The sequence below is a fragment of the Ruegeria sp. D4 genome (genome assembly GCF_056534475.1).
Window position 1 is genome coordinate 195,976 of sequence record NZ_JBQFPJ010000003.1, and the last position, 26,494, is coordinate 222,469.

21 protein-coding genes are annotated in these 26,494 nt (G+C 57.8%); 5 read left to right on the top strand and 16 right to left on the bottom strand.

Translation table 11 applies throughout. The features are described 5' to 3' along the window. Window positions 1–61 precede the first annotated feature (61 nt). The gene (locus ACR0MI_RS06885; protein ID WP_170613549.1) at window positions 62–1,318 is read left to right on the top strand and encodes a tetratricopeptide repeat protein; all 1,257 of its coding nucleotides are present in this window, start codon (window positions 62–64) and stop codon (window positions 1,316–1,318) included. 218 nt (window positions 1,319–1,536) lie between these two features. On the opposite strand, the gene ACR0MI_RS06890 is transcribed toward ACR0MI_RS06885, so the two are convergent. From ACR0MI_RS06890 to rpsL, 5 genes are all read right to left on the bottom strand, one after another. Continuing rightward, window positions 1,537–3,249, bottom strand: coding sequence for an amidohydrolase (locus tag ACR0MI_RS06890; protein ID WP_480853971.1), 1,713 nt, complete (start codon window positions 3,247–3,249; stop codon window positions 1,537–1,539). A 238-nt stretch (window positions 3,250–3,487) separates the two neighbouring features. Beyond that, on the bottom strand, window positions 3,488–4,663 hold the full coding sequence (gene tuf, locus ACR0MI_RS06895) for an elongation factor Tu (protein WP_170613553.1): 1,176 nt from the start codon (window positions 4,661–4,663) through the stop codon (window positions 3,488–3,490). Window positions 4,664–4,723: 60 nt separating this feature from the next. Further along, the gene (gene fusA / locus ACR0MI_RS06900; protein WP_480853973.1) at window positions 4,724–6,841 is read right to left on the bottom strand and encodes an elongation factor G; all 2,118 of its coding nucleotides are present in this window, start codon (window positions 6,839–6,841) and stop codon (window positions 4,724–4,726) included. 18 nt (window positions 6,842–6,859) lie between these two features. Further along, the gene (rpsG, locus tag ACR0MI_RS06905) at window positions 6,860–7,330 is read right to left on the bottom strand and encodes a 30S ribosomal protein S7 (RefSeq protein WP_039529242.1); all 471 of its coding nucleotides are present in this window, start codon (window positions 7,328–7,330) and stop codon (window positions 6,860–6,862) included. 15 nt (window positions 7,331–7,345) lie between these two features. Then, window positions 7,346–7,717: a 30S ribosomal protein S12 gene (rpsL, locus tag ACR0MI_RS06910; protein ID WP_005621086.1), complete on the bottom strand. Its 372-nt coding sequence runs from the start codon at window positions 7,715–7,717 to the stop codon at window positions 7,346–7,348. Between the two features lie 368 nt (window positions 7,718–8,085). Here rpsL and ACR0MI_RS06915 point away from each other — a divergent pair, with 368 nt between their 5' ends. Then, a complete protein-coding gene (locus ACR0MI_RS06915; RefSeq protein WP_170613557.1) occupies window positions 8,086–8,892 on the top strand; it encodes a putative rhamnosyl transferase in 807 nt (268 codons plus the stop codon). On the opposite strand, the gene ACR0MI_RS06920 is transcribed toward ACR0MI_RS06915, so the two are convergent. The 6 genes from ACR0MI_RS06920 to rplJ all read right to left on the bottom strand — a co-directional run bounded on the left by ACR0MI_RS06920 (window position 8,877) and on the right by rplJ (window position 20,620). Further along, window positions 8,877–9,746: a DMT family transporter gene (locus ACR0MI_RS06920; RefSeq protein WP_170613559.1), complete on the bottom strand. Its 870-nt coding sequence runs from the start codon at window positions 9,744–9,746 to the stop codon at window positions 8,877–8,879. The genes ACR0MI_RS06915 and ACR0MI_RS06920 overlap by 16 nt on opposite strands. Before the next feature lie 233 nt (window positions 9,747–9,979). Then, window positions 9,980–10,759: a methyltransferase domain-containing protein gene (locus ACR0MI_RS06925; RefSeq protein ID WP_170613561.1), complete on the bottom strand. Its 780-nt coding sequence runs from the start codon at window positions 10,757–10,759 to the stop codon at window positions 9,980–9,982. A 205-nt stretch (window positions 10,760–10,964) separates the two neighbouring features. Continuing rightward, a complete protein-coding gene (gene rpoC / locus ACR0MI_RS06930; protein ID WP_170816770.1) occupies window positions 10,965–15,206 on the bottom strand; it encodes a DNA-directed RNA polymerase subunit beta' in 4,242 nt (1,413 codons plus the stop codon). A 50-nt stretch (window positions 15,207–15,256) separates the two neighbouring features. Next, on the bottom strand, window positions 15,257–19,393 hold the full coding sequence (gene rpoB / locus ACR0MI_RS06935) for a DNA-directed RNA polymerase subunit beta (RefSeq protein WP_170613565.1): 4,137 nt from the start codon (window positions 19,391–19,393) through the stop codon (window positions 15,257–15,259). A gap of 250 nt (window positions 19,394–19,643) precedes the next feature. Further along, complete coding sequence (gene rplL / locus ACR0MI_RS06940; RefSeq protein WP_170613567.1) at window positions 19,644–20,021, bottom strand: 50S ribosomal protein L7/L12; 378 nt, start codon at window positions 20,019–20,021, stop codon at window positions 19,644–19,646. An 80-nt stretch (window positions 20,022–20,101) separates the two neighbouring features. After that, window positions 20,102–20,620 (bottom strand): 50S ribosomal protein L10, encoded by a 519-nt coding sequence (gene rplJ / locus ACR0MI_RS06945; protein WP_170613569.1) that lies wholly within the window; start codon window positions 20,618–20,620, stop codon window positions 20,102–20,104. A gap of 422 nt (window positions 20,621–21,042) precedes the next feature. On the opposite strand from rplJ, the gene ACR0MI_RS06950 reads away from it, so the two are divergent. Then, window positions 21,043–22,020, top strand: a complete 978-nt coding sequence (locus ACR0MI_RS06950; protein ID WP_170816769.1) for a phosphotransferase — start codon at window positions 21,043–21,045, stop codon at window positions 22,018–22,020. Window positions 22,021–22,115: 95 nt separating this feature from the next. On the opposite strand, the gene rplA is transcribed toward ACR0MI_RS06950, so the two are convergent. After that, window positions 22,116–22,814, bottom strand: coding sequence for a 50S ribosomal protein L1 (gene rplA, locus ACR0MI_RS06955; RefSeq protein WP_170613573.1), 699 nt, complete (start codon window positions 22,812–22,814; stop codon window positions 22,116–22,118). Window position 22,815: 1 nt separating this feature from the next. Next, window positions 22,816–23,265 carry a 50S ribosomal protein L11 gene (gene rplK, locus ACR0MI_RS06960; protein WP_010440985.1) on the bottom strand — a complete coding sequence of 150 codons (450 nt, stop codon included), beginning with the start codon at window positions 23,263–23,265 and terminating at the stop codon, window positions 22,816–22,818. A gap of 313 nt (window positions 23,266–23,578) precedes the next feature. On the opposite strand from rplK, the gene ACR0MI_RS06965 reads away from it, so the two are divergent. Then, a complete protein-coding gene (locus ACR0MI_RS06965) occupies window positions 23,579–24,439 on the top strand; it encodes a hypothetical protein (protein ID WP_170816768.1) in 861 nt (286 codons plus the stop codon). Further along, window positions 24,436–25,200 (top strand): hypothetical protein, encoded by a 765-nt coding sequence (locus tag ACR0MI_RS06970; protein WP_170613577.1) that lies wholly within the window; start codon window positions 24,436–24,438, stop codon window positions 25,198–25,200. The genes ACR0MI_RS06965 and ACR0MI_RS06970 overlap by 4 nt, the downstream gene beginning before the upstream one ends. A gap of 132 nt (window positions 25,201–25,332) precedes the next feature. On the opposite strand, the gene nusG is transcribed toward ACR0MI_RS06970, so the two are convergent. The 3 genes from nusG to ccoS form a co-directional block, all read right to left on the bottom strand. Next, window positions 25,333–25,866, bottom strand: a complete 534-nt coding sequence (nusG, locus tag ACR0MI_RS06975) for a transcription termination/antitermination protein NusG (protein ID WP_170407498.1) — start codon at window positions 25,864–25,866, stop codon at window positions 25,333–25,335. A gap of 201 nt (window positions 25,867–26,067) precedes the next feature. Continuing rightward, complete coding sequence (gene secE / locus ACR0MI_RS06980; protein ID WP_050605011.1) at window positions 26,068–26,265, bottom strand: preprotein translocase subunit SecE; 198 nt, start codon at window positions 26,263–26,265, stop codon at window positions 26,068–26,070. A gap of 67 nt (window positions 26,266–26,332) precedes the next feature. Then, on the bottom strand, window positions 26,333–26,491 hold the full coding sequence (ccoS, locus tag ACR0MI_RS06985) for a cbb3-type cytochrome oxidase assembly protein CcoS (protein ID WP_170613579.1): 159 nt from the start codon (window positions 26,489–26,491) through the stop codon (window positions 26,333–26,335). Window positions 26,492–26,494: the final 3 nt, after the last annotated feature.

The window sequence follows — 26,494 nt, forward strand, 5'->3', positions numbered from 1 at the left end:
ATAATAGACCGCGCCGCTCAATTTCGTTCTGGCGCCGGATGACGTCCAAAAAGGCTTGTTCTTGACCCGTATTCTGCTTACCGCCCTCAGCTTTCTGTTTGTCCTGTTACCCAATACCGAGGTCCGCGCCCAGTCAGAAAACAAAGTTCCAGTCGCTGCGTTTGTCGACGAAACGGAAATCGAAGCTTTGTTTCTAAGTGGCCTTGCGGATCTGCAACGCGGACAACCGCAAGCTGCAATCGAAAAGTTCTCCTCGATACTGGCGGCCAATCCGAATCTCGTGCGGGTCAGGCTGGAACTTGCCCGCGCATTCTTTCTGGCCCATCAGTGGGACCGGGCACGAAACGAGTTCTTTGTCGTTCTTTCCGGCGATCTGCCGGACCCTGTGCGCGCCCGTGTTCTCAGCTACATCCGGCAGATCGACGCCCGCCGGGGGTTCGACTGGGATCTCAGCCTCGGCCTGACCACCGTCGGCAATCCGCGCAAATACGACACGGACCAGATCACACTGAACCTGTTCGGGCTGAAGCTGCCGTTCACGTTGGACCGCGACACCTCGACCGAGCTCGGCCTGCGCGTCACCGGAGCTGCGAATTTCCGCAAACCGGTCGACCTGTCCTTTTCCACCCTCGATACCGTTGCATTTGCATCATTGGCGTTTGACGTGACCGAGGCGCGAACCTCGAACTACGATGACTACATTTTTGTCGGAAGGTTCGGTCTGCGCACCCTCGCCTCGTTGACCACCGTGTCTTTCGGGCCGGCCCTCTCGACCCGACTTGTCGGCGGCAATGTGTTCGAAAACCGCATCGCTCTGGAAACTGCGTTCGAACGCAGAAACCTGCTCGGGGGATCTGTCTTTGGCCTTGTATCCGCGTCGCGCCTGCACAACCCGACAAACAGCGCGCTGGACGGTCATGAGTTTCAGGCCGAACTTGGTGTCCGCCGGTCCATCGGCGGGCGGGGATCCATCGGGTTGAGCGCGCTGATCCAGGACAAGTCAGTCGAAGGCGATCTGGACAATTACTTGCGCAAGCGATTGACCCTGTTTGGTCAGGTCGACACACGCGGCGGCTTCACGTTTCGTCCGTCCGTCTATCTTGAAAACAGGATATTCCAATCACCCAGCCCGATCCTCACCGCCTCGCCGGACGAGACGTCGTGGGGTACGGCAGTCAGGGTCGAAAAAAACGATCTGTTTTTTGGCAACGGCTTCTCGCCGTTCATGCAACTGGAATACAACCGAACTCAGTCTGATATCAGGGCCTACAGCTATATGGAAACCGAGTTTGAGCTGGGCTTCGAGCGGCGTTTCTGAAAACGGGCGGTCCGGTCCGCAGGGCAAACCGCTTGCAGGAGTGGAACGGCCTTATGTTCAGCAGAGTCCGCACCCCGAGATCATTCGCGAAGAAGTCTCGGCCGTGTACGAAGCAAAAAAGGGCGTCCCGCAGGGCGCCCTTTCCGTAGCATTTCGCAGATGCGATTTACTCGATGATCTTCGACAAAAAGCCTCAGCTTTCCGCGAAAAAACTCATGTTAATTCCGCACGAGCCATGGGGTTTCGACCTTCATCCCTTGATAAACCGCATGCAGAAAAAGGTGCGCGATTACTGGATCATTCGAAAACGGCGAGAATTGCAGATTGCCTTCCCTGATACCGTCTTCGGCCTCATAGACAACTTCGTCCCCCTTTATGGTCACAAGTACTTCAAGTTCGGCCAGCTTCTCGGGATCAACAGCAGTTGGATCGTCGGACAAAATGACGAAATCGGCGACTTTTCCAACTTCGATTGAGCCCTTCTGATCTTCTTCGAAATGTTGCCAGGCGGGCCAAATTGTCATGGCTTTCAACGCAGTCATCACATCAACCCTCTGGTGCGGCCCAAGAATGTCACCAGACCGTGTTCGACGTGTAACCGTCGCCGCAAGGACACGCATACTGTCCGGAAAGGCGACCGGGGCATCGTGATGCGTGCCGAACATCATGGCCCGCTCACGCAGCCACCCTGTTGGAGAGATATTGTCGGCATTCACTGGACCGACTGTGTGTTCCCGGTGCCAATCACCCCAGTAAAATGTGTGCATAGGGAAAAGCGTCGGGAACACTCCCAACCGTTTTATGCTGGCAACCTGGTCCTCTCGCAGAAACTGACCGTGAACCAGAACAGGGCGGTTGCCCGGATCCCCATACTTTATCTGCGCCTCTTCGAGGGCCGCAATCAGCATGTCAGATGCCCCTTCACCGTTGGAATGCACGAGGATCTGGAAACCGTTCTCGAAACACCAGTTCACGGCATCCTGGAGTTGCTCCATCGTGATGGCGGAGTATCCTGCATACCCAGCTGCATAGTTGCCAACCGGATCGTAATAGGGTCGATCCCGCAAAGCCGTGAAGCCCTGCGGCGATCCGTCAATTGTCAGCTTGCAGCCACCTACCCGAACCCTGTTGTCATAATCCGCCGAGGTGTTTGCGCCAATATACTCCCTCGACTCAAGAACATCTGGAAACGCGACAACGTCGATAGGAAGTCCTTCTTCGGCGGCAACTTTCTTGAGAGCTTCGACGATTTCACCCGATGACCGGCCTTCTTGCCCGGTCGTATACCCAAACTTTGCCCAAAGTTTGGTTCCGGCTCGGGCAAATGCTGCCAGACCTTCCTCGCCCAGACTCCCCAATATCGGCACCAGAACCGAAAAGAACGCGTATTCTTCCAGAACACCATTTGGTTCCCCGGCCTCATCGCGTTGAATGACACCGCCCGGAGGAGCCTCTGAGGCCGCTGTGATACCTGCCAACTCCAGGGCTTTCGAGTTTGCCACACCCAGGTGCCCAGACTGATGAATAATGACAACGGGCAGGTCCTCGGACACCACGTCCAACTCTTGTCGTGTTGGGTGACGCAGTTCCTTTAGTTGCGCATTGTCGTAACCGAAGCCGATAATCATTTTGACCTTTTCAACGGCCTGCGCATTCTCCTCGGCCCAGTCAGTCAGTGTGGATTGCAGACTGGCGATATCAGTGACCTCCCCGTCCGGTGGCGCAAGAAGGTTAGCGGACAAAGCCTGCACCCCGCCCAAAACGACATGCCCGTGGCTATCGACGAAACCTGGAAGCATCGCGCGCCCTTCCAGATCATAGGTTTCGGTTTCTTCACCCTGATGCGCCGACAAGTCAGACAGCGACCCAACGGCAAGAATGCGCCCATCTTTAACTGCGACGGCTTCGGCGGACGGGGCCGCGTCGTTCATCGTAACGATTGGCCCGCCGAGATAAATCCTGTCCGCGATTTGTTGTGAGGACGCCGAGGTAGCTGAGAGAGCAACTGCTGCGACAAGACAAACTGAACGCGCCGAAAAGTGCATCTTAGGACCTCTTTCTAATTGCAATGTCTCAATACGAAAGAAGTTAGCATTACAGAAGGCTCTGGAAAAACACAAAAAGGGCGCCCCGAAGGACGCCCTTTCCGTAGCTTTTCGCAGATGCGAATTACTCGATGATCTTCGACACAACGCCGGCGCCGACGGTGCGGCCGCCTTCGCGGATGGCGAAACGCAGACCGTTCTCCATCGCGATCGGTGCGATCAGCTCAACGCCGAACGACACGTTGTCGCCGGGCATGACCATCTCGGTGCCTTCCGCCAGGGTCACGGTGCCGGTCACGTCCGTCGTACGGAAGTAGAACTGCGGACGGTAGTTCGCGAAGAACGGGGTGTGACGGCCGCCTTCTTCCTTGGTCAGGATGTAGGCTTCGGCTTCGAACTTGGTGTGCGGTGTCACCGAACCCGGCTTACACAGAACCTGGCCACGCTCGACACCGTCACGGTCAACACCGCGCAGCAGGGCGCCGATGTTGTCGCCGGCTTCACCACGGTCCAGCAGCTTGCGGAACATTTCCACACCGGTGCAGGTGGTTTTCGCGGTGTCGCGGATACCAACGATTTCGATCTCGTCGCCAACGTTGATCACGCCACGCTCAACACGGCCGGTCACAACGGTACCACGGCCCGAGATCGAGAACACGTCTTCGATCGGCATCAGGAACGGCTGATCAACAGCGCGCTCGGGGGTGTCGATATACTCATCAACAGCCGCCATCAGTTCGCGGATCTTCGCTTCGCCGATTTCCGGGTTGTTGCCTTCCATCGCCGCCAGAGCCGAACCTGCGATGATCGGAATGTCGTCGCCGGGGTAGTCGTAGCTGGACAGCAGTTCACGAACTTCCATCTCAACCAGTTCCAGCAGCTCTTCGTCGTCGACCTGGTCAACCTTGTTCATGAACACGACCATCTTCGGGATGCCAACCTGGCGGCCCAGCAGGATGTGCTCGCGGGTCTGCGGCATAGGGCCGTCAGCAGCGTTCACAACCAGGATCGCGCCGTCCATCTGGGCAGCACCGGTGATCATGTTCTTGACGTAGTCGGCGTGGCCGGGGCAGTCAACGTGCGCATAGTGGCGCGCATCGGTCTCGTATTCCACGTGGGCGGTCGAGATGGTGATGCCGCGCGCTTTCTCTTCCGGCGCACCGTCAATCTGGTCATACGCTTTGAAGTCACCGAAATACTTGGTGATTGCCGCCGTCAGCGTGGTCTTACCATGGTCAACGTGGCCAATCGTGCCGATGTTGACGTGCGGTTTTGTACGCTCAAATTTTTCCTTTGCCATGATGGCCTCCTTTTTCGGTAATGAAGGGAGCCCGTTACCCGAGCTCCCTCAAATCTTCGCTTATGCGTATTTCGCCTGGATCTCTTCCGAGATGTTTTGCGGAACCGGATCGTAGTGGTCGAACTGCATGGTGAACTGGGCACGGCCCGACGACATCGAACGCAGGGTGTTGATGTAGCCGAACATGTTCGCCAGCGGAACAAACGCGTCGATCGCGATTGCGTTGCCGCGCGGCTCTTGTCCAGACACCTGGCCACGACGCGAGGTCAGGTCACCGATGATACCGCCGGTGTATTCTTCCGGGGTGATCACTTCGACCTTCATGATCGGTTCCAGCAGTTTCGCGCCGGCTTTGCGCATGCCTTCACGCATACACATCCGCGATGCGATTTCGAACGCCAGAACGCTCGAGTCAACGTCGTGGAACTTACCGTCCAGCAGGGCAACCTTGAAGTCGATCACGGGGAAGCCAGCCAGCGGGCCGCTGTCCATGACCGAGTTGATGCCTTTTTCAACGCCGGGGATGTATTCCTTCGGAACGGCACCACCAACGATGCGGCTTTCGAACGAATAGCCTTCGCCCGCCTCAGTGGGTTGGATCTCCAGCTTGACTTCCGCGAACTGACCCGAACCACCCGACTGTTTCTTGTGGGTGTAGGTGTGCTCGACAGGCATCGAGATGGTTTCACGGTAGGCCACCTGCGGTGCACCAATGTTCGCTTCAACCTTGAACTCACGCTTCAGACGGTCGACCAGGATATCCAGGTGAAGTTCGCCCATGCCCTTCATGATGGTCTGACCCGATTCCAGGTCGGTTTCCACGCGGAAGGACGGGTCTTCGGCGGCCAGACGGGCCAGACCCTGGGACATCTTCTCCTGGTCGCCCTTGGTTTTGGGCTCGACCGCGATCTCGATTACCGGATCGGGGAAGGTCATGGTTTCCAGAACCACCGGATCCTTCGCGTCACACAGGGTGTCACCGGTGGTGGTGTCTTTCAGACCCGCCAGCGCGATGATGTCGCCTGCAAACGCTTCTTCGATCTCTTCCCGGTTGTTCGAGTGCATCATCATCATACGACCGATGCGCTCTTTTTTGCCTTTGGTCGAGTTCAGGATCGAGTCGCCCTTGTTCATGACACCCGAATAGATCCGGGTGAAGGTCAGCGAACCGACGAAGGGGTCGTTCATGATTTTGAACGCCAGGCCCGAGAAGGCCATGTTGTCGTCGGCACGACGTGCGATGTTACGAACTTCTTCCTCGTCACCGGGTTTGAAGCCCATGTAATCGACAACGTCCAGCGGGCTGGGCAGATAATCGATCACAGCGTTGAGCAGCGGCTGAACACCTTTGTTCTTGAACGCCGAACCACCCAGAACCGGAACGAAGTGCAGCGCCAGCGTGCCCTTGCGCAGAAGATTGCGCAGGGTCGGAACATCGGGCTCTTCGCCTTCCAGGTAGGCCATCATCGCGTCGTCGTCTTCTTCGACGGCCGCTTCGATCATCTTGCCGCGCCATTCGTCAGCCATGTCTTTCAGGCTGTCACGGATCGGGGCCTTGACCCAGCTTGCGCCAAGGTCTTCACCCTGCCACAGCCACTCTTCCATGGTGACCAGGTCGATCAGGCCTTCCAGTTCGGACTCGGCGCCGATCGGAATACCAACCGGAACAGCGCGTGCGCCGGTGCGGTCTTCGATCATGCGAACGCAGTTGAAGAAGTCTGCGCCGATCTTGTCCATCTTGTTGACGAAAACCATACGCGGAACCTTGTAGCGGTCAGCCTGACGCCACACGGTTTCGGTCTGGGGCTCAACACCGGCGTTTGCGTCCAGAACGCAGACGGCACCGTCGAGAACCGCCAGCGAACGCTCAACTTCAATGGTGAAGTCAACGTGGCCGGGGGTGTCGATGATGTTCAGGCGGTGCTTTGGGGTATCGGCGGTCTGACCGTCCTCGGTGCGCTCCCAGAAGGTGGTGGTCGCAGCCGAAGTGATGGTGATGCCGCGTTCCTGCTCCTGCTCCATCCAGTCCATGGTGGCTGCACCATCGTGCACCTCACCGATGTTGTGGGATTTACCAGTGTAATACAGGATACGCTCCGAGCAGGTGGTCTTACCTGCGTCGATGTGCGCCATGATACCGAAGTTGCGGTATAGTTCGAGCGGATATTCGCGTGCCATTTGGATAAGCCTCTGGGATTACCAACGGTAATGGCTGAAGGCTTTGTTCGCCTCGGCCATCTTGTGGGTGTCTTCGCGTTTCTTGACGGCGGTACCGCGGGACTGAACGGCGTCCAACAGTTCGCCTGCAAGGCGCTCTTCCATGGTGTTTTCATTGCGGCCACGGGCGGCGGTGATCAGCCAGCGGATGGCCAGAGCTTCGCGGCGCTCGGGGCGCACTTCGACCGGAACCTGATAGGTTGCACCACCAACCCGGCGCGAGCGAACCTCGACCGACGGTTTGATGTTGTCGAGCGCTTCGTGAAACACTTCGACCGGGGCGCGCTTGATCTTGTTCTCAACGCGGTCAAACGCGTTGTAGACGATGCGCTCTGCGACCGACTTCTTGCCGTCGATCATCAGGTTGTTCATGAATTTGGTCAGCACCTTGTCGCCAAATTTGGCGTCAGGCAGGACTTCGCGTTTTTCGGCGGCGTGTCGACGTGACATATCAGCCTCTCCTTCTTACTTGGGACGCTTCGCGCCGTATTTCGAACGGCGTTGCTTACGATCTTTGACGCCCTGAGTATCCAGAACACCGCGCAGGATGTGGTAACGCACACCGGGAAGGTCTTTCACACGGCCGCCACGGATCAGAACAACCGAGTGCTCCTGCAGGTTGTGGCTTTCACCCGGGATGTACGAGATGACCTCGAACCCGTTGGTCAGGCGCACCTTGGCAACCTTACGCATAGCCGAGTTCGGCTTCTTCGGTGTGGTGGTGTAAACACGTGTGCAGACACCGCGTTTCTGCGGGCACTGCTCCAGGTGCATGGACTTCGAGCGTTTTACTTTCGGCTGCCGCGGCTTGCGGATCAGCTGTTGAATAGTTGGCATTCCGGTTTCTTCCCCGTTTTGCAACACACATGACATGCACGCGCGTTGCGTGCGGTTAAACTTGCTGCACTCATGCGTCCACAAGCGCAAAACCCGCGAGCGTTCCCATTCCGAGGTGAACGTCGCGGTTTGTTATCAGAGGGCGCGAACTGCAAAATTGTCCGGGCCTTGACCAGTTCATTACTGAAATCGGTTATGGGGCGGCCCCCGGTACCGAGATGACGCGCGTAATAGGGGGAGTCGGCCCAAGTGTCAACAGTGCCCTGTCAAACCGGCTTTCGCGGCCGCGACAAAGGAGCGGTCTGCCGCTTGCGATGCACCTAATGCAGGGGCATAGTCCCGGCAAGACCCTAGCTTCCGGACATCCAATGCAAGTCATCGGCCTGTGCCGCTTTTCCTATCCTGCCCTCGGCGGTTTTCAGATCGAACACAAGACCCCGGAGGACAGGCGGCGTTATCTTTACAGTCCCAGGCGGCTGGAAGAACGGTTCAGGCTGTTCGAATCCAGCACCCTGCCCTGTTTTCGGGAACAGACCGATGAAGATTTCCAGCTTCTGATCGTGATCGGGGACTGCATGCCCACACAGGACCGTGACCGGCTGCAAGACCTGACGGCCAACATTCGTCAGGTCCGGATCATCGAAAGAAAGCCTGCCCGACATCGCAGGGTCATGCAGGATATCCTGAACGCTGCACGTCAGGACCCGGACCAACCCTGCCTGCAGTTTCGCCATGATGACGATGACGCCGTTTCCGTCGACTTCGTCGAACGGCTTCGTCTTGCGGCGCAGGATTGCCGGGTACTTTTTGAAAACAACCCTGCGGTCGGCATTGATTTCAACAACGGATTTCTGGCCCGCATGGACGCGATAGGTATTCGGGCGTTGAATGTATACAGCGATCTCGTCACCGCCGGATTGGGAATGCACGTTCAGGGCGGTTGCCCGCTGACGATCATGAATTTCGCCCACAACAAGATCGCTCGGCGCATGCCCGTTGTCAGCTATCCGGACGCGCCCATGTGGGTGCGTTCACTGAATCAGTTCAACGACTCGCCCCAGACCCGCAACAGCAAGGCCGGTCTGTCAGACCTCAGCCCCGAACAGGAAGGCGAGTTCATTGCGCGCTTTGCCATTGACCAAAACGTCGTTCGGAGGGTTCATTCCGCCGGTTGATGCGACCGCTCGCGGAACAGTGTAAACAGGCCCGCGCCCACGACCAAAGCCGCGCCAAGCATTGTCACGGCATCCGGCCAGTCGCCGAAAACGGTCCAGCCTAACCCCAGCGCCCAGATCAGGCTGGAATACCGGAAGGGCGCAACAAATCCGACCTCACCAACCCGCATCACCATGACGCTCAACAAATACCCCATCAGAACAAACACCGCGGCCGATGCAACCAGCAGGCCAGAGCCGGCCGTGACTGGCACCCATCCTTCAACGACCGAAGCAACCGCGGCCGCGGTCGTGATCGAAAACGATGTCGCCAATGTCACAACCATCGATGGCACATCCGCCGACATACGCCGCGTGATCAGATCGCGCGCCGTGACCGAAGCAACAGCGATCAGCGCATAAAGCGCATAGATACTGAACCCGTCCGGGCCGGGACGGACGATCAGCAACATTCCGGCAAAGCCCATGGCAATCGCGGTAATACGCCGCCAACCGATATGTTCGGAAAAGAAAAGCGCGGCACCCAGGGTGACCGTCAGCGGAAGCGCCTGCAGCACGGCAGTGACATTCGCCAGCGGCATATGCTTCAGCGCGGTCAGGAAAAAGAACGTTGCCGACAATTCGCTGAGACAGCGCAGCGCGACCAGCCACTTGTCATGGTGCGAGAAATTCAGGTGCAACGCCCCAAGATGCCGGGCGAGAATGAACACCAGACACGAGGCCAGCAACCCGCGCAACGCAACCAGTTGAAACAGCGGCAAATCATCAAGCGCCACCTTCACCAGCGTGTCATTCACGGTAAACGCGGCCATGCTGCCCATCATCAGCAAGGCGCCTTTTAGGTTTGGGGTCATTTCAATCAGGCCCGGTCTCAAATCAATCGAGGCATTGGCGCTTTTGGGACCAGTTTTGTCAACTCATACCAGTGACGCCGAAAGGTCATCGGGCTGCGTTGGCAACCAGGGTTCAGCATTCCCCTGCGGAGGCTTGAAAAACACACCAATTGATTGCAGCCCAAAGTTGGCGGCCGCTTATCGAAGTTCATGTTCATGCGACGACCGCGCGCGCTCGCACTCAATTTCACGGTTCAGCTTGATTTCCGCGCCACGACAACAAACTGCGAAACCGAAAAGAAAAAGCGACCCTGCTCCGCAAGTCTGACTTGTTCGTCGAACCAAGCTTGTGCGACAGCTGACTCAATTTTTGCACTGTTCACTACAAATTGCTTCATGAGATGCATCATCATGATAGCAATCCCATCCGGCTTTAACTGATGATCCGTCATCGTGATCGATACGACATCCTCCACACTATGCCCGCTTTCCCTGATTAGGGCTGGCAGTCGTTCCGGAACTGTTCCACTGGCGAAGTGTTCGTTCCAGATGGAAAGCACAAGCTGCATTCTTTCCGGTTCATCGCTGAACCAAATGAGACTGCCGAAATGAAGATCGCTGATCACAAACCGCCCTGCAGGTTTGAGGCAACGCATCGCCTCGCCGAAGGCCGCCCCTATATCTTCAACATACTCAAATACTTGAACAGAAACAGCTTTATCAGCGATTTCATCCGCTAGTGGCAGATTACCGGCAACACCTTCAAGAAACTCAACGCAGGAGTAATCCAGGCATCTGTTCTTTCCGACCGCCAGCATATCTTTACTTGGATCCACGCCCACGATCCGACCCGACGGGCCAACTGCGCGCGCGAGCTCTGCGGTCAGCAGACCATTTCCGCAACCAATATCCAAGATGGTCTCGCCCGGACTTGGATTGAGAGCATCAAAAGAAGCGCGTCTTCTTCGAATAATGTCGGCACCCTGATAGGCAACGTCCAATATCTTGGCGGTTTCCCGGTCAAACTTGAGCATTTTCGCCCCCAGCATCAAGTCTTAAGCTTACCACATTGCAGCGCGGCCTTATTGAATATCTGCAAGACCACCCAAAACTTAGGAAAATTTTGCCAGCGCCAAAGCCCGACGCGTTCTTGAGACTTAAGAAAAATGGCGGTGGTGGCCTCACAAAGAAAAAGGCCCCGCGATTTCGCGGGGCCTGATCTTCAGCATTTTATGGCGCTCACTCGCGGCTTTCCGGTGTTTCCACCAGCACGTCCAGCTCGTCGCCAACCATGTCGTCGTCGATCATCGGCGCTGCCAGGGCAGCGGCCGCTTCGGCCTCTTCCCGGCGGGCTTCGATCACGACATTGTCGCGCGACTGGGCAACCTGACGCACTGCCTGGGTGGCACCACCGGTACCGGCCGGGATCAGGCGGCCGACGATGACGTTCTCTTTCAGGCCAACCAGCTTGTCCTTCTTGCCCTGAACCGAGGCTTCGGTCAGCACGCGGGTGGTTTCCTGGAACGACGCCGCCGAGATGAACGAACGCGTCTGCAGCGAGGCCTTGGTGATCCCCAAGAGGATCGGCTCGCCCTGTGCCGGACGACCACCGCGGGCGATGGTCTTCTCGTTCGCCGCGTCGAACTCCTGCTTGTCGACATGCTCGCCCTTCAGCAGGGTGGTGTCGCCTGAATCCAGGATCTCCCACTTCTGCAGCATCTGGCGCACGATAACCTCGATGTGCTTGTCGTTGATCTTCACGCCCTGCAGACGATAAACGTCCTGCACTTCGTCGATCATGTAGTTCGCCAGAGCCTCGACACCCATAATGGACAGGATGTCATGAGGTGCCGGGTTGCCGTCCATGATGTAGTCACCCTTCTGGACGAAGTCACCTTCCACAACCGGGATGTGCTTGCCCTTGGGCACCATGTACTCGATCGGCTCCAGTGACTCATCAGCCGGTTCGATGCTGATGCGGCGCTTGTTCTTGTAGTCGCGTCCAAAGCGCACGTAACCATCGGCTTCTGCGATGATCGCGTGATCTTTCGGACGACGGGCTTCGAACAGTTCGGCCACACGCGGCAGACCACCGGTGATGTCCTTGGTCTTGGCGCCTTCACGCGGGATACGCGCAACGACGTCACCGGCTTCGATCTTCTGACCATCTTCGACCGACAGGATCGCATCCACCGACATCGGATAGTGAACCGGGTTGCCCGCATCGTTGCGGACCGGCTCGCCATCTTCACCGACCAGAATGATCTCGGGCTTGAGGTCGCTGCCTTTGGGGGCCGCGCGCCAGTCGATCACGATCTTCTGGGTCATGCCGGTTGCTTCGTCGGTCTCGTCGCGGACGGCAAGGCCCGAAACCAGATCGACGTATTTTGCAGTACCGGCTTTCTCGGCGATGATCGGCAGGGTGTACGGATCCCACTCGAACAGCTTGTCGCCACGAGCCACCTTGGTGCCGTCCTTGACGAACAGCTTCGAGCCGTAGCCCAGTTTGAAGCTGGCACGCTCTTCGCCATGTTCGTCGTTGATCAACAGCTTCATGTTCCGGCCCATGACCAGGCTTTCACCTGCGGCATTGATCAGAATCTGCGGGTTCTCAAATGTGACAACACCTTCCTGGTTGGCTTCCTGGAACGACTGCTGGCCACCTTGCGCAACACCACCGATGTGGAAGGTCCGCATCGTCAGCTGCGTACCGGGTTCACCGATGGACTGGGCTGCGATGATGCCGACAGCTTCGCCAGTGTTCACCATCGTACCGCGCGCCAGGTCACGACCATAGCAGGTGGCACAAACGCCTTCCTCGGACTCACAGGTCAGAGGCGAGCGGATGCGGGTCGACTGAACACCGGCCTCATCAATGGTGTCGGCCATACGCTCGTCGATCAGCTGACCAGCAGCCACGATCACCTCTTCCGTACCCGGACGCAGGATATCGTCAGCGGCCACACGGCCCAGAATACGCTCGGCCAGCGAGGCGACGACCTCACCATCGTTGACGGCCGCTTCGGCAGTGATCGCACGGTCGGTGCCGCAATCGATCTCGCGCACGATGCAGTCCTGCGCCACGTCCACCAGACGACGGGTCAGGTAACCCGAGTTCGCCGTCTTCAGAGCGGTATCCGACAGACCCTTACGGGCACCATGGGTCGAGTTGAAGTATTCAAGAACGGTCAGACCTTCCTTGAAGTTCGAGATGATAGGCGTCTCGATGATGTCACCGTTCGGCTTGGCCATCAGGCCGCGCATACCGCCCAGCTGTTTCATCTGAGTGACCGAGCCACGCGCGCCCGAGTGGGCCATCATGTAGACCGAGTTCGGCTCCATGTCCGACCCGTCTTCGGCCTTGGCGACGTCCGAGATGGTGCTCATCATTGCCTCAGTCACGCGGTCGTTACACTTCGACCAGGCATCGACAACCTTGTTGTACTTTTCGCCCTGAGTGATCAGGCCGTCCATGTACTGCTGTTCAAAGTCTTTCACCTGGTTGCGGGTGTCATCAACGATGCCCCACTTGTCGTTCGGGATGACCATGTCGTCCTTACCGAACGAGATGCCCGCCTTGAACGCTTCCTTGAAGCCCATCGACATGATCTGGTCACAAAAAATGACCGACTCTTTCTGACCGCAGTAACGGTAGACGGTGTCGATCACCTGCTGCACTTCTTTCTTCCGCAGCAGGCGGTTGACCAGCTCGAACGGCGCCTTGTTGTTCATCGGCAGCAACGCACCCAGACGCAGACGGCCCGGAGTGGTTTCATAGCGCTTCTGAACTTCGTTGCCTTCGTCGTCGATCTGCGTGATCCGCGCGGTGATTTTCGAGTGCAGGTGCACTTCACCCGCGTCCAGCGCATGCTGAACCTCGTCGATCGAACCAAAGACCTTGCCTTCGCCCGGCATGCCTTCGCGTTCCAGGGTCACATAGTACAGACCCAAGATCATGTCCTGCGACGGAACGATGATCGGTGCGCCGTTTGCAGGCGACAGAACGTTGTTCGTCGACATCATCAAAACACGGGCTTCCAGCTGGGCCTCAAGGCTAAGCGGGACGTGAACGGCCATCTGGTCCCCGTCAAAGTCGGCGTTAAAGGCCGAACAGACCAGCGGGTGAAGCTGGATGGCTTTACCTTCGATCAGGACCGGCTCGAACGCCTGAATGCCAAGACGGTGCAGCGTCGGCGCACGGTTCAGCATGACAGGGTGTTCGCGGATCACCTCGTCGAGGATATCCCACACTTCGGGACGCTCTTTCTCGACCAGTTTCTTCGCCTGTTTCACGGTCGAAGACAGACCCTTGGCTTCAAGGCGCGAGTAGATGAACGGCTTGAACAGTTCCAGCGCCATCTTCTTGGGCAGACCACACTGGTGCAGCTTGAGTTCCGGACCGGTCACGATGACCGAACGGCCCGAGAAGTCGACGCGTTTACCCAGAAGGTTCTGACGGAAGCGGCCCTGTTTCCCTTTCAGCATGTCCGACAGCGATTTCAGCGGGCGCTTGTTGGCGCCGGTGATCACGCGGCCACGACGGCCGTTGTCGAACAGAGCATCCACGGATTCCTGCAGCATCCGCTTTTCGTTGCGGACGATGATGTCAGGTGCACGCAGTTCGATCAGACGCTTCAGACGGTTGTTCCGGTTGATGACGCGGCGATACAGATCGTTCAGATCCGAGGTCGCGAAACGGCCACCATCCAGCGGAACCAGCGGACGCAGTTCCGGCGGGATAACCGGGATCACGGTCATCACCATCCACTCGGGGCGGTTGCCCGACTCGAGGAAGGATTCAACAACCTTCAGACGCTTGATGATCTTCTTGGGCTTCAGCTCGCCGGTTGCTTCGGCCAGATCAGCGCGCAGCTGCTCGGCTTCGGCTTCCAGATCAATCTGGGCCAGCATCTCACGGATGGCTTCGGCACCGATATTCGCGGTGAACGCGTCCATGCCATAGGCATCCTGCGCATCCATGTACTCTTCTTCGGTCAGCATCTGGCCGTAGGTCAGGTCGGTCAGACCTGGCTCGATGACGACATAGTTTTCAAAGTACAGAACGCGTTCCAGATCGCGCAGCGTCATGTCCAGCATCAGACCGATGCGGGACGGCAGCGATTTCAAGAACCAGATATGCGCAACAGGCGCGGCCAGTTCGATGTGGCCCATACGCTCGCGGCGGACTTTCTGCAGGGTGACTTCCACACCGCATTTCTCGCAGACAACGCCGCGATACTTCATCCGCTTATATTTGCCGCACAGACATTCGTAATCTTTGATCGGGCCAAAGATACGCGCGCAGAACAGGCCGTCACGCTCGGGTTTGAACGTCCGGTAGTTGATGGTTTCGGGTTTCTTGATCTCGCCATAGGACCAAGACAGGATCCGCTCGGGCGACGCCAGCGAGACCTTGATCTCGTCGAAAACCTTCGGCGGAGTCAGCGGGTTGAACGGGTTGTTGGTGATTTCCTGGTTCATTTGTTACCTCAAATCTTGCGGAAGGGGGGACGGGAGAAAGGGCAGCGCCCTTACTCCTCAACCTCCGCATCCAGGAGTTCCATATTCAGGCCGAGGCCACGGACTTCTTTCACCAGAACGTTGAACGATTCCGGTACGCCCGCTTCAAAATTATCCTCGCCCTTGACGATCGACTCATAGACCTTGGTCCGGCCGGCGACGTCATCCGATTTCACGGTGAGCATCTCCTGCAGGGTGTAGGCGGCGCCGTAAGCTTCCAGAGCCCAGACTTCCATCTCACCAAAGCGCTGACCACCGAACTGCGCCTTACCACCCAGCGGCTGCTGGGTCACCAGGCTGTACGGCCCGGTCGAACGCGCGTGGATCTTGTCGTCCACAAGGTGGTGCAGTTTCAGCAGGTACTTGATGCCTACAGTGACCGGACGCGCGAATTGCTCACCGGTACGACCGTCGAACAGAACCGACTGACCGCTTTCCGAGAAGCCCGCACGCACCAGCGCGTCGTTGACGTCAGCCTCTTTGGCACCGTCGAAGACCGGGGTTGCGATCGGAACACCGCGGGTCACGTTGCCCGCAGCCTCGATCAGGCCATCCTCGTCCAGACCGGTGATGCCTTCTTCGTAGACATCCTCGCCATAAGCCAGCTTCATCGCTTCGCGAACCGGGGTCAGGTCGCCGGAACGGCGGTATTCACCCAGAGCTTCGTCGATGTTCAGACCCAGACCGCGTGCGGCCCAACCCATGTGGGTTTCAAGGATCTGACCAACGTTCATACGCGAAGGCACACCCAGCGGGTTCAGACAGAAGTCAACCGGCGTACCATCGGCCAGGAACGGCATGTCTTCCATCGGAACAACCTTGGAGATCACACCTTTGTTCCCGTGACGACCGGCCATCTTGTCACCCGGCTGCAGCTTACGCTTCACCGCGATGAAGACCTTGACCATCTTCATCACACCCGGCGGCAGGTCGTCGCCACGACGGACTTTCTCGACCTTGTCCTCGAAACGGGCGTCCAGAGCACGCTTTTGCACTTCGTATTGTTCGTTCAGAGCTTCAACGATCTGTGCGTCCTGCTCACCTTCCAGCGCCAGCTGCCACCACTGACCACGGGTCAGAGTTTCCAGCAGTTCCTCGGTGATCACCGACCCTGCCTTGACGCCTTTCGGGCCTTTGACAGCGGTTTTACCCAGGATCAGACCTTGCAGACGCGCATAGATGTTGCGGTCCAGGATCGCCAACTCGTCGTCCCGGTCACGGGCCAGACGTTCGACTTCCTCACGCTCGATCTGCAGCGCACGCTCGTCTTTTTCAACGCCGTGACGGTTGAAGACGCGGACCTCAACGACCGTACCGTAATCGCCCGGCTTCACGCGCAGCGAGGTGTCGCGCACGTCAGATGCTTTCTCACCAAAGATGGCGCGCAGCAGCTTTTCTTCCGGGGTCATCGGGCTTTCGCCCTTCGGAGTGATCTTGCCGACCAGAATATCGCCCGGCTCAACATCCGCGCCGATGTAAACGATGCCCGCCTCGTCGAGGTTGCGCAGCGCTTCTTCACCGACGTTCGGGATGTCGCGGGTGATCTCTTCCGGGCCCAGCTTGGTGTCACGGGCGGCGACTTCGAATTCCTCGATATGGACCGAGGTAAAGACGTCGTCACGCGCGATACGTTCCGAGATCAGGATCGAGTCTTCGTAGTTGTAACCGTTCCACGGCATGAACGCGACGACCACGTTCTTACCAAGGGCCAGTTCACCCATATCGGTCGACGGACCATCAGCAATAACCTCGCCCTTCTGGACGGTGTCACCCACCTTGATCAGCGGACGCTGGTTGATGCAGGTGTTCTGGTTCGAACGCTGGAACTTGCGCAGACGATAAATGTCAACGCCAGCGTCGCCCAGTTCCAGATCTTCAGTGGCACGGATAACGATACGCTGGGCATCGACCTGGTCGATGATACCGGCGCGCTTCGCCTGAATCGCAGCGCCTGAGTCGATCGCGACCTTTTCCTCGATCCCGGTACCGACCAGCGGTGCCTCGGCGCGCAGCAGCGGAACCGCCTGACGTTGCATGTTCGAGCCCATCAGAGCGCGGTTGGCGTCGTCATTTTCAAGGAACGGGATCAGCGATGCAGCGACCGAGACCAGCTGTTTCGGCGACACGTCGATCAGGTCCACATTCTCGCGCGGGGCGAGGGTGTAGTCACCGGCCTGACGGGTCGAAACCAGATCGTTGATGAACTTGCCGTTCTCATCCAGCGTCGCGTTCGCCTGCGCCACGGTGTGGCGCATTTCCTCGGTCGCGGACATGTAGTGAACCTCATCGGTCACCTCAGCGTCTTTGACGACGCGGTAAGGTGTTTCGATGAAGCCATATTTGTTTACGCGGGCAAAGGTGGCCAACGAGTTGATCAGACCGATGTTCGGACCTTCCGGTGTTTCAATCGGGCACATCCGGCCATAGTGGGTCGGGTGTACGTCACGAACCTCAAAGCCCGCACGCTCACGTGTCAGACCACCGGGGCCAAGCGCCGAGAGACGGCGTTTGTGGGTGACTTCCGACAGCGGGTTGGTCTGGTCCATGAACTGCGACAGCTGCGACGAGCCGAAGAATTCACGAACAGCAGCCGCAGCCGGTTTCGCGTTGATCAGGTCCTGCGGCATGACGGTGTCGATCTCGACCGACGACATACGCTCTTTGATCGCGCGCTCCATGCGAAGCAGCCCAACGCGGTACTGGTTTTCCATCAGTTCACCGACGGAACGCACACGACGGTTGCCGAGGTGGTCGATATCGTCCACGTCGCCCTTGCCATCACGCAGTTCAACCAGCGCCTTGATGCAGGCCACGATGTCTTCGCGGCGCAGGGTGCGCAGGGTGTCCGGCGCATCCAGAGCCAAACGCATGTTCATCTTCACACGGCCAACGGCGGACAGGTCGTAACGCTCGCTGTCGAAGAACAGTGTGTCGAACAGGGCCGACGCAGCTTCGACGGTGGGCGGCTCGCCCGGACGCATGACGCGGTAGATGTCCATCAGCGCGCTTTCGCGGCCCATGTTCTTGTCCTGCGCCATGGTGTTGCGCATGTAGGGGCCAACGTTGACGTTGTCGATGTCCAGAACCGGGATGTCTTTGAAGCCCGCATCCAGCAGTTCCTTGACGGTACCGCCGATCAGGTCGCCGTCCTTGTCATATTCCAGGGTCAGTTCATCACCGGCTTCGACATAGATCGCACCGGTTTCTTCGTTGATGATGTCCTTGGCGACGAATTTGCCAACGATATGATCGAACGGAACCAGCAGGTCGGTGACGGCACCCTCGTCAATCAGTTTCTTGACCGCGCGCGGCGTGACTTTCTTGCCCGCTTCTGCAATCACCTCACCGGATTTCGCGTCGATCAGGTCATAGGTCGGACGGGTGCCACGTACACGCTCGGGGAAGAACGGCGCGATCCAGCCCTTTTTCTTGTCCAGCTTATAGGACACGGTGTTGTAATACGCGTCCATGATCGCTTCCTGATCCAGACCCAGCGCATACAGCAGGGTTGTCACAGGCAGTTTGCGGCGGCGGTCGATACGGGCGAACACGATGTCCTTGGCGTCGAACTCGAAGTCCAGCCAGCTGCCGCGATACGGGATGATGCGGCAGGCAAACAGCAGCTTGCCCGAGGAGTGGGTCTTGCCCTTGTCGTGGTCAAAGAACACACCGGGCGAACGGTGCATCTGGGACACGATCACACGCTCGGTACCGTTCACGATGAACGTTCCGTTCGGCGTCATCAGGGGCATGTCGCCCATGAACACGTCCTGTTCCTTGATGTCCTTGACCGACTTGGCGCCAGTGTCCTCGTCGACATCAAACACGATCAGGCGCAGGGTTACCTTCAGCGGAGCGCTGTAGGTCATGTCGCGCTGCATGCACTCTTCGACGTCGTATTTGGGTTTTTCCAGATCGTATTTCACGAACTCCAGAACGGAGGTTTCGTTGAAATCCTTGATCGGGAAGACCGACTGGAACACACCTTTGATGCCTTCGCCGTCTGTGGGCTGCTCTGCATCGCCGGAGCGCAGGAAAAGATCATAAGAAGATTTCTGCACCTCAATGAGGTTCGGCATCTCCAGCACTTCGCGGATTTTGCCGTAATATTTACGAAGACGTTTCTGGCCAAGGAACGTTTGAGCCATGTCAGATGTCACCTTTCGATGTTCTCAGCGGGCAAAGACACCGTCGGGCCCCGGCATCTTGCACATTCGAGACGACACGTCCGGATCAATTCATGGCCACCGTCCCGAAGGCGGCCTCCCGATCCGACAACCGTGTCTTAGAAAACGCCCCAACCCATGAGGCCCTTTCTAAGACAGGTTCGGCTGGACCCGGATTTCTCCGGACCCAGCCAAATTTTCAGGCGCATCAGCGACGCACCAGACAAAGGGCTTAGGCCAGTTCGACCTCTGCGCCAGCTGCTTCCAGCTTGCCTTTGACTTCTTCGGCTTCGTCTTTCGACACGCCTTCTTTGATCTTGCCGCCGGCTTCGACCAGTTCCTTGGCTTCTTTCAGGCCCAGACCGGTGATGCCGCGAACTTCTTTGATCACGTTGATTTTCGAAGCGCCGGCGTTCTTCAGAACGACGTCGAATTCGGTTTTTTCTTCCTCAGCTGCGCCACCGGCGGCGTCGCCACCAGCTGCCATGACAACTGCGCCGCCTGCTGCGGGCTCGATGCCGTACTCGTCTTTGAGGATGGTTTTCAGTTCTTGTGCTTCCAGCAGGGTCAGACCCACGATGCTTTCTGCGAGTGCTTTCAGATCAGCCATTGTATTAGCTCTTTCCGTTTTACAGTGTGTGTTCCAACGTCAGGGCAAATGCCCCACGCAGATCATTCAGTGCCAACCGCTTACGCAGCTTCCGCCTTCTCTTCGATGGTGGAAAGGATGCTTGCGATGTTGCTTGCAGGTGCGCCAATCGCGCCGGCGATGTTCGAAGCAGGTGCGCCAATGCAGCCCACGATCGAAGCAATAAGCTCCTCACGCGACGGCATTTTCGAAACGGCTTCAACGCCTTTGCGGTCCAGAGCGTTCTCGCCCATTGCACCGCCGAGGATTTCAAAATTCTTGTTATCCTTGGCGAAGTCCTCGGCCACCTTGGCTGCTGCCACGGGGTCCTCGGAATAGGTCAGAACGGTCATCCCTGTCAGCAGGTCGGCCATGCTTGCACACGGCTTACCCTCAAGGGCGATTTTGGCGAGCCTGTTCTTGGCAACACGCACGGAGCCACCCGCGTCACGAGCACGTGCGCGAAGGTCCTGCATCTCGGCAACTGTCAGACCGGCGTAGTGCGAAACCACTACGACGCCAGAGCTTTCGAAGATTTGGCCGAGTTCCTCGACCACTTTCTCTTTCTGGGCTCTATCCACAGTTCTCTCCAAGTTAGGGATGTCAGACATCCCGGCTCATATTTGCCGCGGCTTGCGCCCCGGCGTTCAGGTCCGTTGTTACGGGATTGGCCAAAACTCGCCCGAGGGTGGGACCCTCAGAATTCTTTGGTCTTACCCGTCTCAGGCAGGGAATTAAGGAACCGTATGGCCCCACCCACCGTCTTGGACGAAACAAAATAAAGCGCACGACGAATCGCACGCTTTACTTCGTAGTCCTACTTAGGGCAGACACGCTCGGTTTCCAAGAGGTAAATTGCACGAAAAACGGGTTTCCCGGGCGTGTCTGCACCGGTTCTAACAAGGATAAATCGCGCCAACCGCACATTGACACCAAGGACGCACTGCGGTCCTGTCAAAGTCTATAACCCCGATCCCGATCCGAACTGGCGCGCGTCCTTAAAATGCTGATCCTTTCTCAACAAGAGCGCGACCGGACATCCCAATATCTGGATCAGCTTTCCCGAAGTGGCAAGATCGACCCCATCCGCGAACATTCCTGTATCTACCGGTCTCACGATTTCCCCGAAACACGGCTTGTTCTTAAGCTTGAAACCCAAGGGGCGATGTACGCGCTGAAGGCCGACACCCAAGCCCCCATAACCGACCGGCTACGCAAGGAGTATAATTTGCTCTGTCAGCTTGCCGAATACTTCGACGACAAGAAGACGTCGCAGGTTGTGCGTCCGATCTACCTCTCCTCCGCAGGTGACTTCATGGTCACCGAATACATCAAACGCCCCACCGCCGTCGATCTGATCTACAACGGCCCCGACAACGATCAGGTCGCCCAGGTCTATCGCCGCGCCGGAGCATGGCTGAACGATCTGCACGGGTTTCGCCCGCCAAAAGACTATGGGTTCCGGCCCAAATGGATGACCGACAGCATCCGGGACCTGTCGGAAAACCTGCCCGCCAATCTTGCCGGCACAAGTCAGCGAATGATCAACACGATGCTGGCCGAGGCCGCGCGCCTGAAAGGGACGCCGGATATTCAGGTGTTCGCGCATGGCGATTTTCACGGTCTCAACCTGATCATGGGGCAAGGGAAAACCATCGGGCTGGATTTCACCGAGGCACGCGAAAAGCTGGCCGTATACGACATCGTCGACTTCCTGAAGGCCGACATATTCCGCGACAGTCAGCCGTCAGATGTGGATCGCAGCGGCATCCTGAAACGAAACAAGGACATGTTCTTCCGCCAGTACCGCCATCCAATCAATATGGACATTCTGGATTTCTGCATTCGCGGACGCCTGCTCAAGGACTGGCTGTTTCTTAGCCAGCCAAGCCATGTTTGCAGCGAATTCGAAGACCACCGGCGCACCCGGCTGGTGATACGGCTGAAACAGGCATTCAACCTGCCCCGAAGTTCAGGTTGATCCGGCATCTACTGGAATTCAAGCGACCCAAAAACGAAAGAACCCGGATGGCTGGCACCACCCGGGTTATTTCGTGTTTTTGCAGAGGCTGAGGCTTATTCGCCCGAAGCCTGCGCAACATCAACAGTCACGCCCGGGCCCATGGTCGAACTCAGCGCGATTTTCTTCATGTAGGTGCCTTTGGCGCCCGACGGCTTGGCTTTGGCAACAGCCGAGACAAATGCGCGGACGTTTTCGACCAGCTTGGCTTCGTCGAACGAAGCTTTGCCAACACCGGCGTGCACAACGCCGCCTTTTTCCGCCTTGAACTGAACTTCACCGCCCTTGGCTGCTTCCACGGCCGCTTTCACGTCCATGGTCACGGTGCCGACCTTCGGGTTCGGCATCAGGTTGCGAGGACCCAGAACCTTACCCAGACGGCCAACGATCGGCATCATGTCCGGGGTTGCGATGCAGCGGTCGAATTCGATGGTGCCGCCCTGAATGGTTTCCATCAGGTCTTCTGCACCGACGATATCTGCGCCTGCTTCTTTCGCTTCGTCAGCCTTGGGGCCACGAGCGAAAACAGCAACGCGCATGTCTTTGCCGGTGCCGTTCGGCAGGCCGACAACGCCGCGCACCATCTGGTCTGCGTGACGGGTGTCAACGCCCAGGTTCAGAGCGATTTCGATGGTCTCGTCGAATTTCGAGGTTGCATTGCCTTTGACCAGGGCAACGGCTTCTTCGACCGACAGGTTTTCCTTGCCGGCGACAGCTTCGCGCGCAGCGCGGGTACGTTTACCGAGTTTTGCCATCTTATTTCACCTCGATGCCCATGGAGCGGGCCGAGCCCAGGATAATCTGCATTGCGCCTTCGACATCGTTGGCGTTCAGATCTTTCATTTTGGCTTCGGCGATTTCACGAACCTGCTTCGAGGTCACGGTTGCCACGGTCTCACGACCTGGGTTTTCCGCGCCGCGGGGACGGTTACGCTTGCCAACCGGCTTAAGGCCAGCCGCTTTTTTCAGGTAGTAAGACGCGGGCGGCGTCTTGATGTCCATGGTGAAGGACTTGTCCTGATAGTAGGTGATCACGGTCGGGCACGGAGCGCCGGGCTCCATGTCTGCGGTCTTGGCGTTGAACGCCTTGCAGAATTCCATGATGTTGATGCCGCGCTGACCCAGCGCCGGACCAACTGGCGGCGACGGGTTCGCCTGACCTGCAGGAACCTGCAGCTTCATTGTACCAGCAAGCTTCTTGGCCATTTGGTTTTCCTTTCAACTTAGGTGAAACGCGTCTCACCCAGATTATGTTGCGTGGTCCGATCCGGGATCGCGATCCCTGCAATCTCCCACGAGAGAATCTCGCCCGAAGACGATAGAGGCGGCATGTACAGCGGAACGGAGGGGTTGGCAAGTGGCTGGCACCCTATTCCCAAGTGACCCATTTGTATACCAGTCGGGCTTCGGTGAGGCCAGGGAACTGACGGAACAAAATGATTTTGTTGAATACATAAGTTGCGTCGGAGACGCAGGTGGGTATCTTGGTGAAACTTGGACACAAAAGAGGTGGTCAGGGATGGGATCATCTCGGCTGAACAAGGGATTACTGATCTGCGTTCTTTTTGCCATGCTGCCGGGCTGTGGCAGCAGGGCTCAGGATCAGGGCGAAGGGTCTGGATCGGCAACCCAAACCGACGGCATCAACAGCACGGCGTCCTCCGGCGCAACAGGGATCGACCCCGCCAATTACGCCGGTCGGTTTCAGATCAAGTTCACCAAGGAAGTCCCCGTTCGCGACATTCCGGTGCCTTTCACGGTCTACAGCGGCCTAGAAGAAGCCAGCCCTACCCGCTTGCGGTTGAGGGCGTTCATGGACTTGCGCGGCTTGCAGGAAAAGGCCCCCCAGATACTGACGGGCCCGCTTGAAGAAAGCTGCAAACGCCAAATCTACCTCGAGATTCGGGATGTCACTGCCAAGGATGACACCGTCAGGGTCGAAGGCTCGGCCCGTGCACGGTTTACAACCTGCAACCGGCGCCAGGAACCGGGCTTTCGTTATTTCGGGGGAACCGTGGACGCGGTTGCGGTCGCCAAGGCAGAGGTGAAAGGCCAGTGCCTTACATTCAGTATCGAAGACGTTGATCTGAACCCGCGCGGGTTCATCGGCGCTGTCTCCAACCTCTTCGGCCTGACCAGCCGCATCAATGAAGCCGTCCTTGAAAAGGGTGGCGAGTTTTTGGCGGCCAATCCGGTCTGTCCGCCCTTGCCCGAAGAATTCACGGTTCTCGACCCGAATTACGAATCCGGAGGCACGCGCGAGATTGCGCCCGGCGGGCTGGGCGCAGCCATCACCGGATCGGCTGATGTCAGCGCAGAGACCATCGTCAAAGTCCTTGGTGGGCTGCAGGACCTCGGCGTATTGGAGTTTGCCAAATGAGACGTTGGTTGGTTTTCCCGGCCCTGATGGCCGCTGCGCTGGGTGCCCATTCGTCCGGCGCACAAGAAGTGACTTTTGTCATCGATGCAACCCAGCAGGTCCGGGAAACCGAACTGCCATACAAGCTTGATCTGAGCCTGAACGCTGTTGCGCCCACTCGGATCGGGGTGGGCGCCCTTCTCGATCTTCGCGAAATCCAAAAAACGGTGCCCGAGCGATTGGCGGACAATGCCATAATCGACAATTGTGGTCTGCAAGTGCGCCTGGACGATTTGAGCCTGCAAGCTCTGGACGATGCGATCAATCTGGATGGCGACGTGACCATCACGATTTTCGAATGCAGCCGGACCAGTGAACGCGACTTTCAGCGGGGTGAACAGAAAAGGGCAATCCTGGCGAACATGGCCACCCAAGCGACCGTCGAACTGCGTGACAATTGTGCCTACTTCAAACTCATCGATCTGACGCTTGCGGCCCCGGAAGAACAGCGCGAACAGCTTCTGGAGGATGACACGCTCGAATCTGCCAAGGAACTTATGCTGGCCGCTGTTGACCTTGTATTGAACGAAACCCCCTTGTGCCCGGAATTACCCCCCGAACTCGCGTCCCTTGACCCCACTTACGACAATGGCGGTCCAAAGGAGATCGGAGAGGGTGGGCTTGGTGTTTTTCTGGAAGGATCGGTGGATGTCAGCCCTTCGACCATTCTCGACATTCTGACGGTTCTTCAGGAACAACAACTGATCCCCGGCCGACCATAACCGAAAAGCGCTTTCATTGCCGGGGAAGTAACCTGCAGTTTTTGCCTGGGCCTGATTCACTGGCCCGGCACAACAAAAAAGCGCCACGTTGCCCAAGGCATCGCGGCGCTTCGAAACGCGTTGGCGAGCTTGTCAGCTCTGCTTGGTCACCTGTGTGAAGTCCAGCTCGACCGGGGTTTCCCGGCCAAAGATCGAGACCGAGACCTTCAGCTTCTGGTTCTCGTCGTCCACGCCTTCGACCATGCCGTCGAAATCCTCGAACGGGCCGTCGTTGACCTTGACCTTTTCGCCGATCTCGAAAGTGATCATCAGCTTGGGCGCTTCTTCACCTTCCTGAACACGGTTCAGAATCTGGTTCACCTCGGCGTCGCGCATCGGCATCGGGCGGCCCTGCGGACCGAGGAAACCGGTGACGCGGTTGATCGAGTTAACCAGGTGGTAGCCCTGATCGGACATTTCCATATGCACCAGCACATAGCCGGGCATGAAGCGGCGCTCGGTCGTAACCTTCTTGCCCCGGCGCACTTCGATCACCTCTTCGGTGGGCACCAGAACTTCGTCGATATCGTCCTCAAGGCCCTGCTCGGCCACCGACGTGCGGATCTGCTCTGCGATCTTCTTTTCGAAATTCGAAAGAACGCTGACCGAGTACCACCGTTTCGCCATGAACCTGTCGTCCTTGTTTGCCTTAGGTCGCATCCGCACATCCGGATGTACCGTCATTGAAATTCTGTCGCGAGACCCGGAACAAAAAGCGGCGCGCAGCCCGAATCGCCGCACGCCCATTCCGGATAGTTCCGCGTGAACTACTCTGACATTGCGCGCGGCGCAAGGGGGCAGCCGCGTTTCCGCACTGCCCGTCCCGTCTTAGCTGAACGCGCCCAGAATCAGCTGCAGCCCGCCGCGAATGCCAAGATCCACCAGCGCAAAGAACACGGCCGTCAACGCCGCCATGATGAACACCATGACCGTGGTCAACAGCACCTCGCGCCGGGTCGGCCAGACGACCTTGGATACTTCGGCACGGACCTGCTGGATGAACTGGATCGGGTTTGTGGTGGCCATGAGGCTTTGTCTCTCTGCTAGCGGATGCGCCCGACATAGCCGGGCATTGCGGCAATTTCAAGGGCGGTTAGGGCTTGGGCTTGTCGTCCCATTCGTCGCTCAGAATCCGCCGGGCATCGCCTTCGGGATCGTCGTACTGGTTCGACCGCACGGTATAGACAAAGGCTACAAGACCGACACCGCCCAAAAGCAGCGAAATCGGAATGAGATAGGCCAGAACTTCCATCAG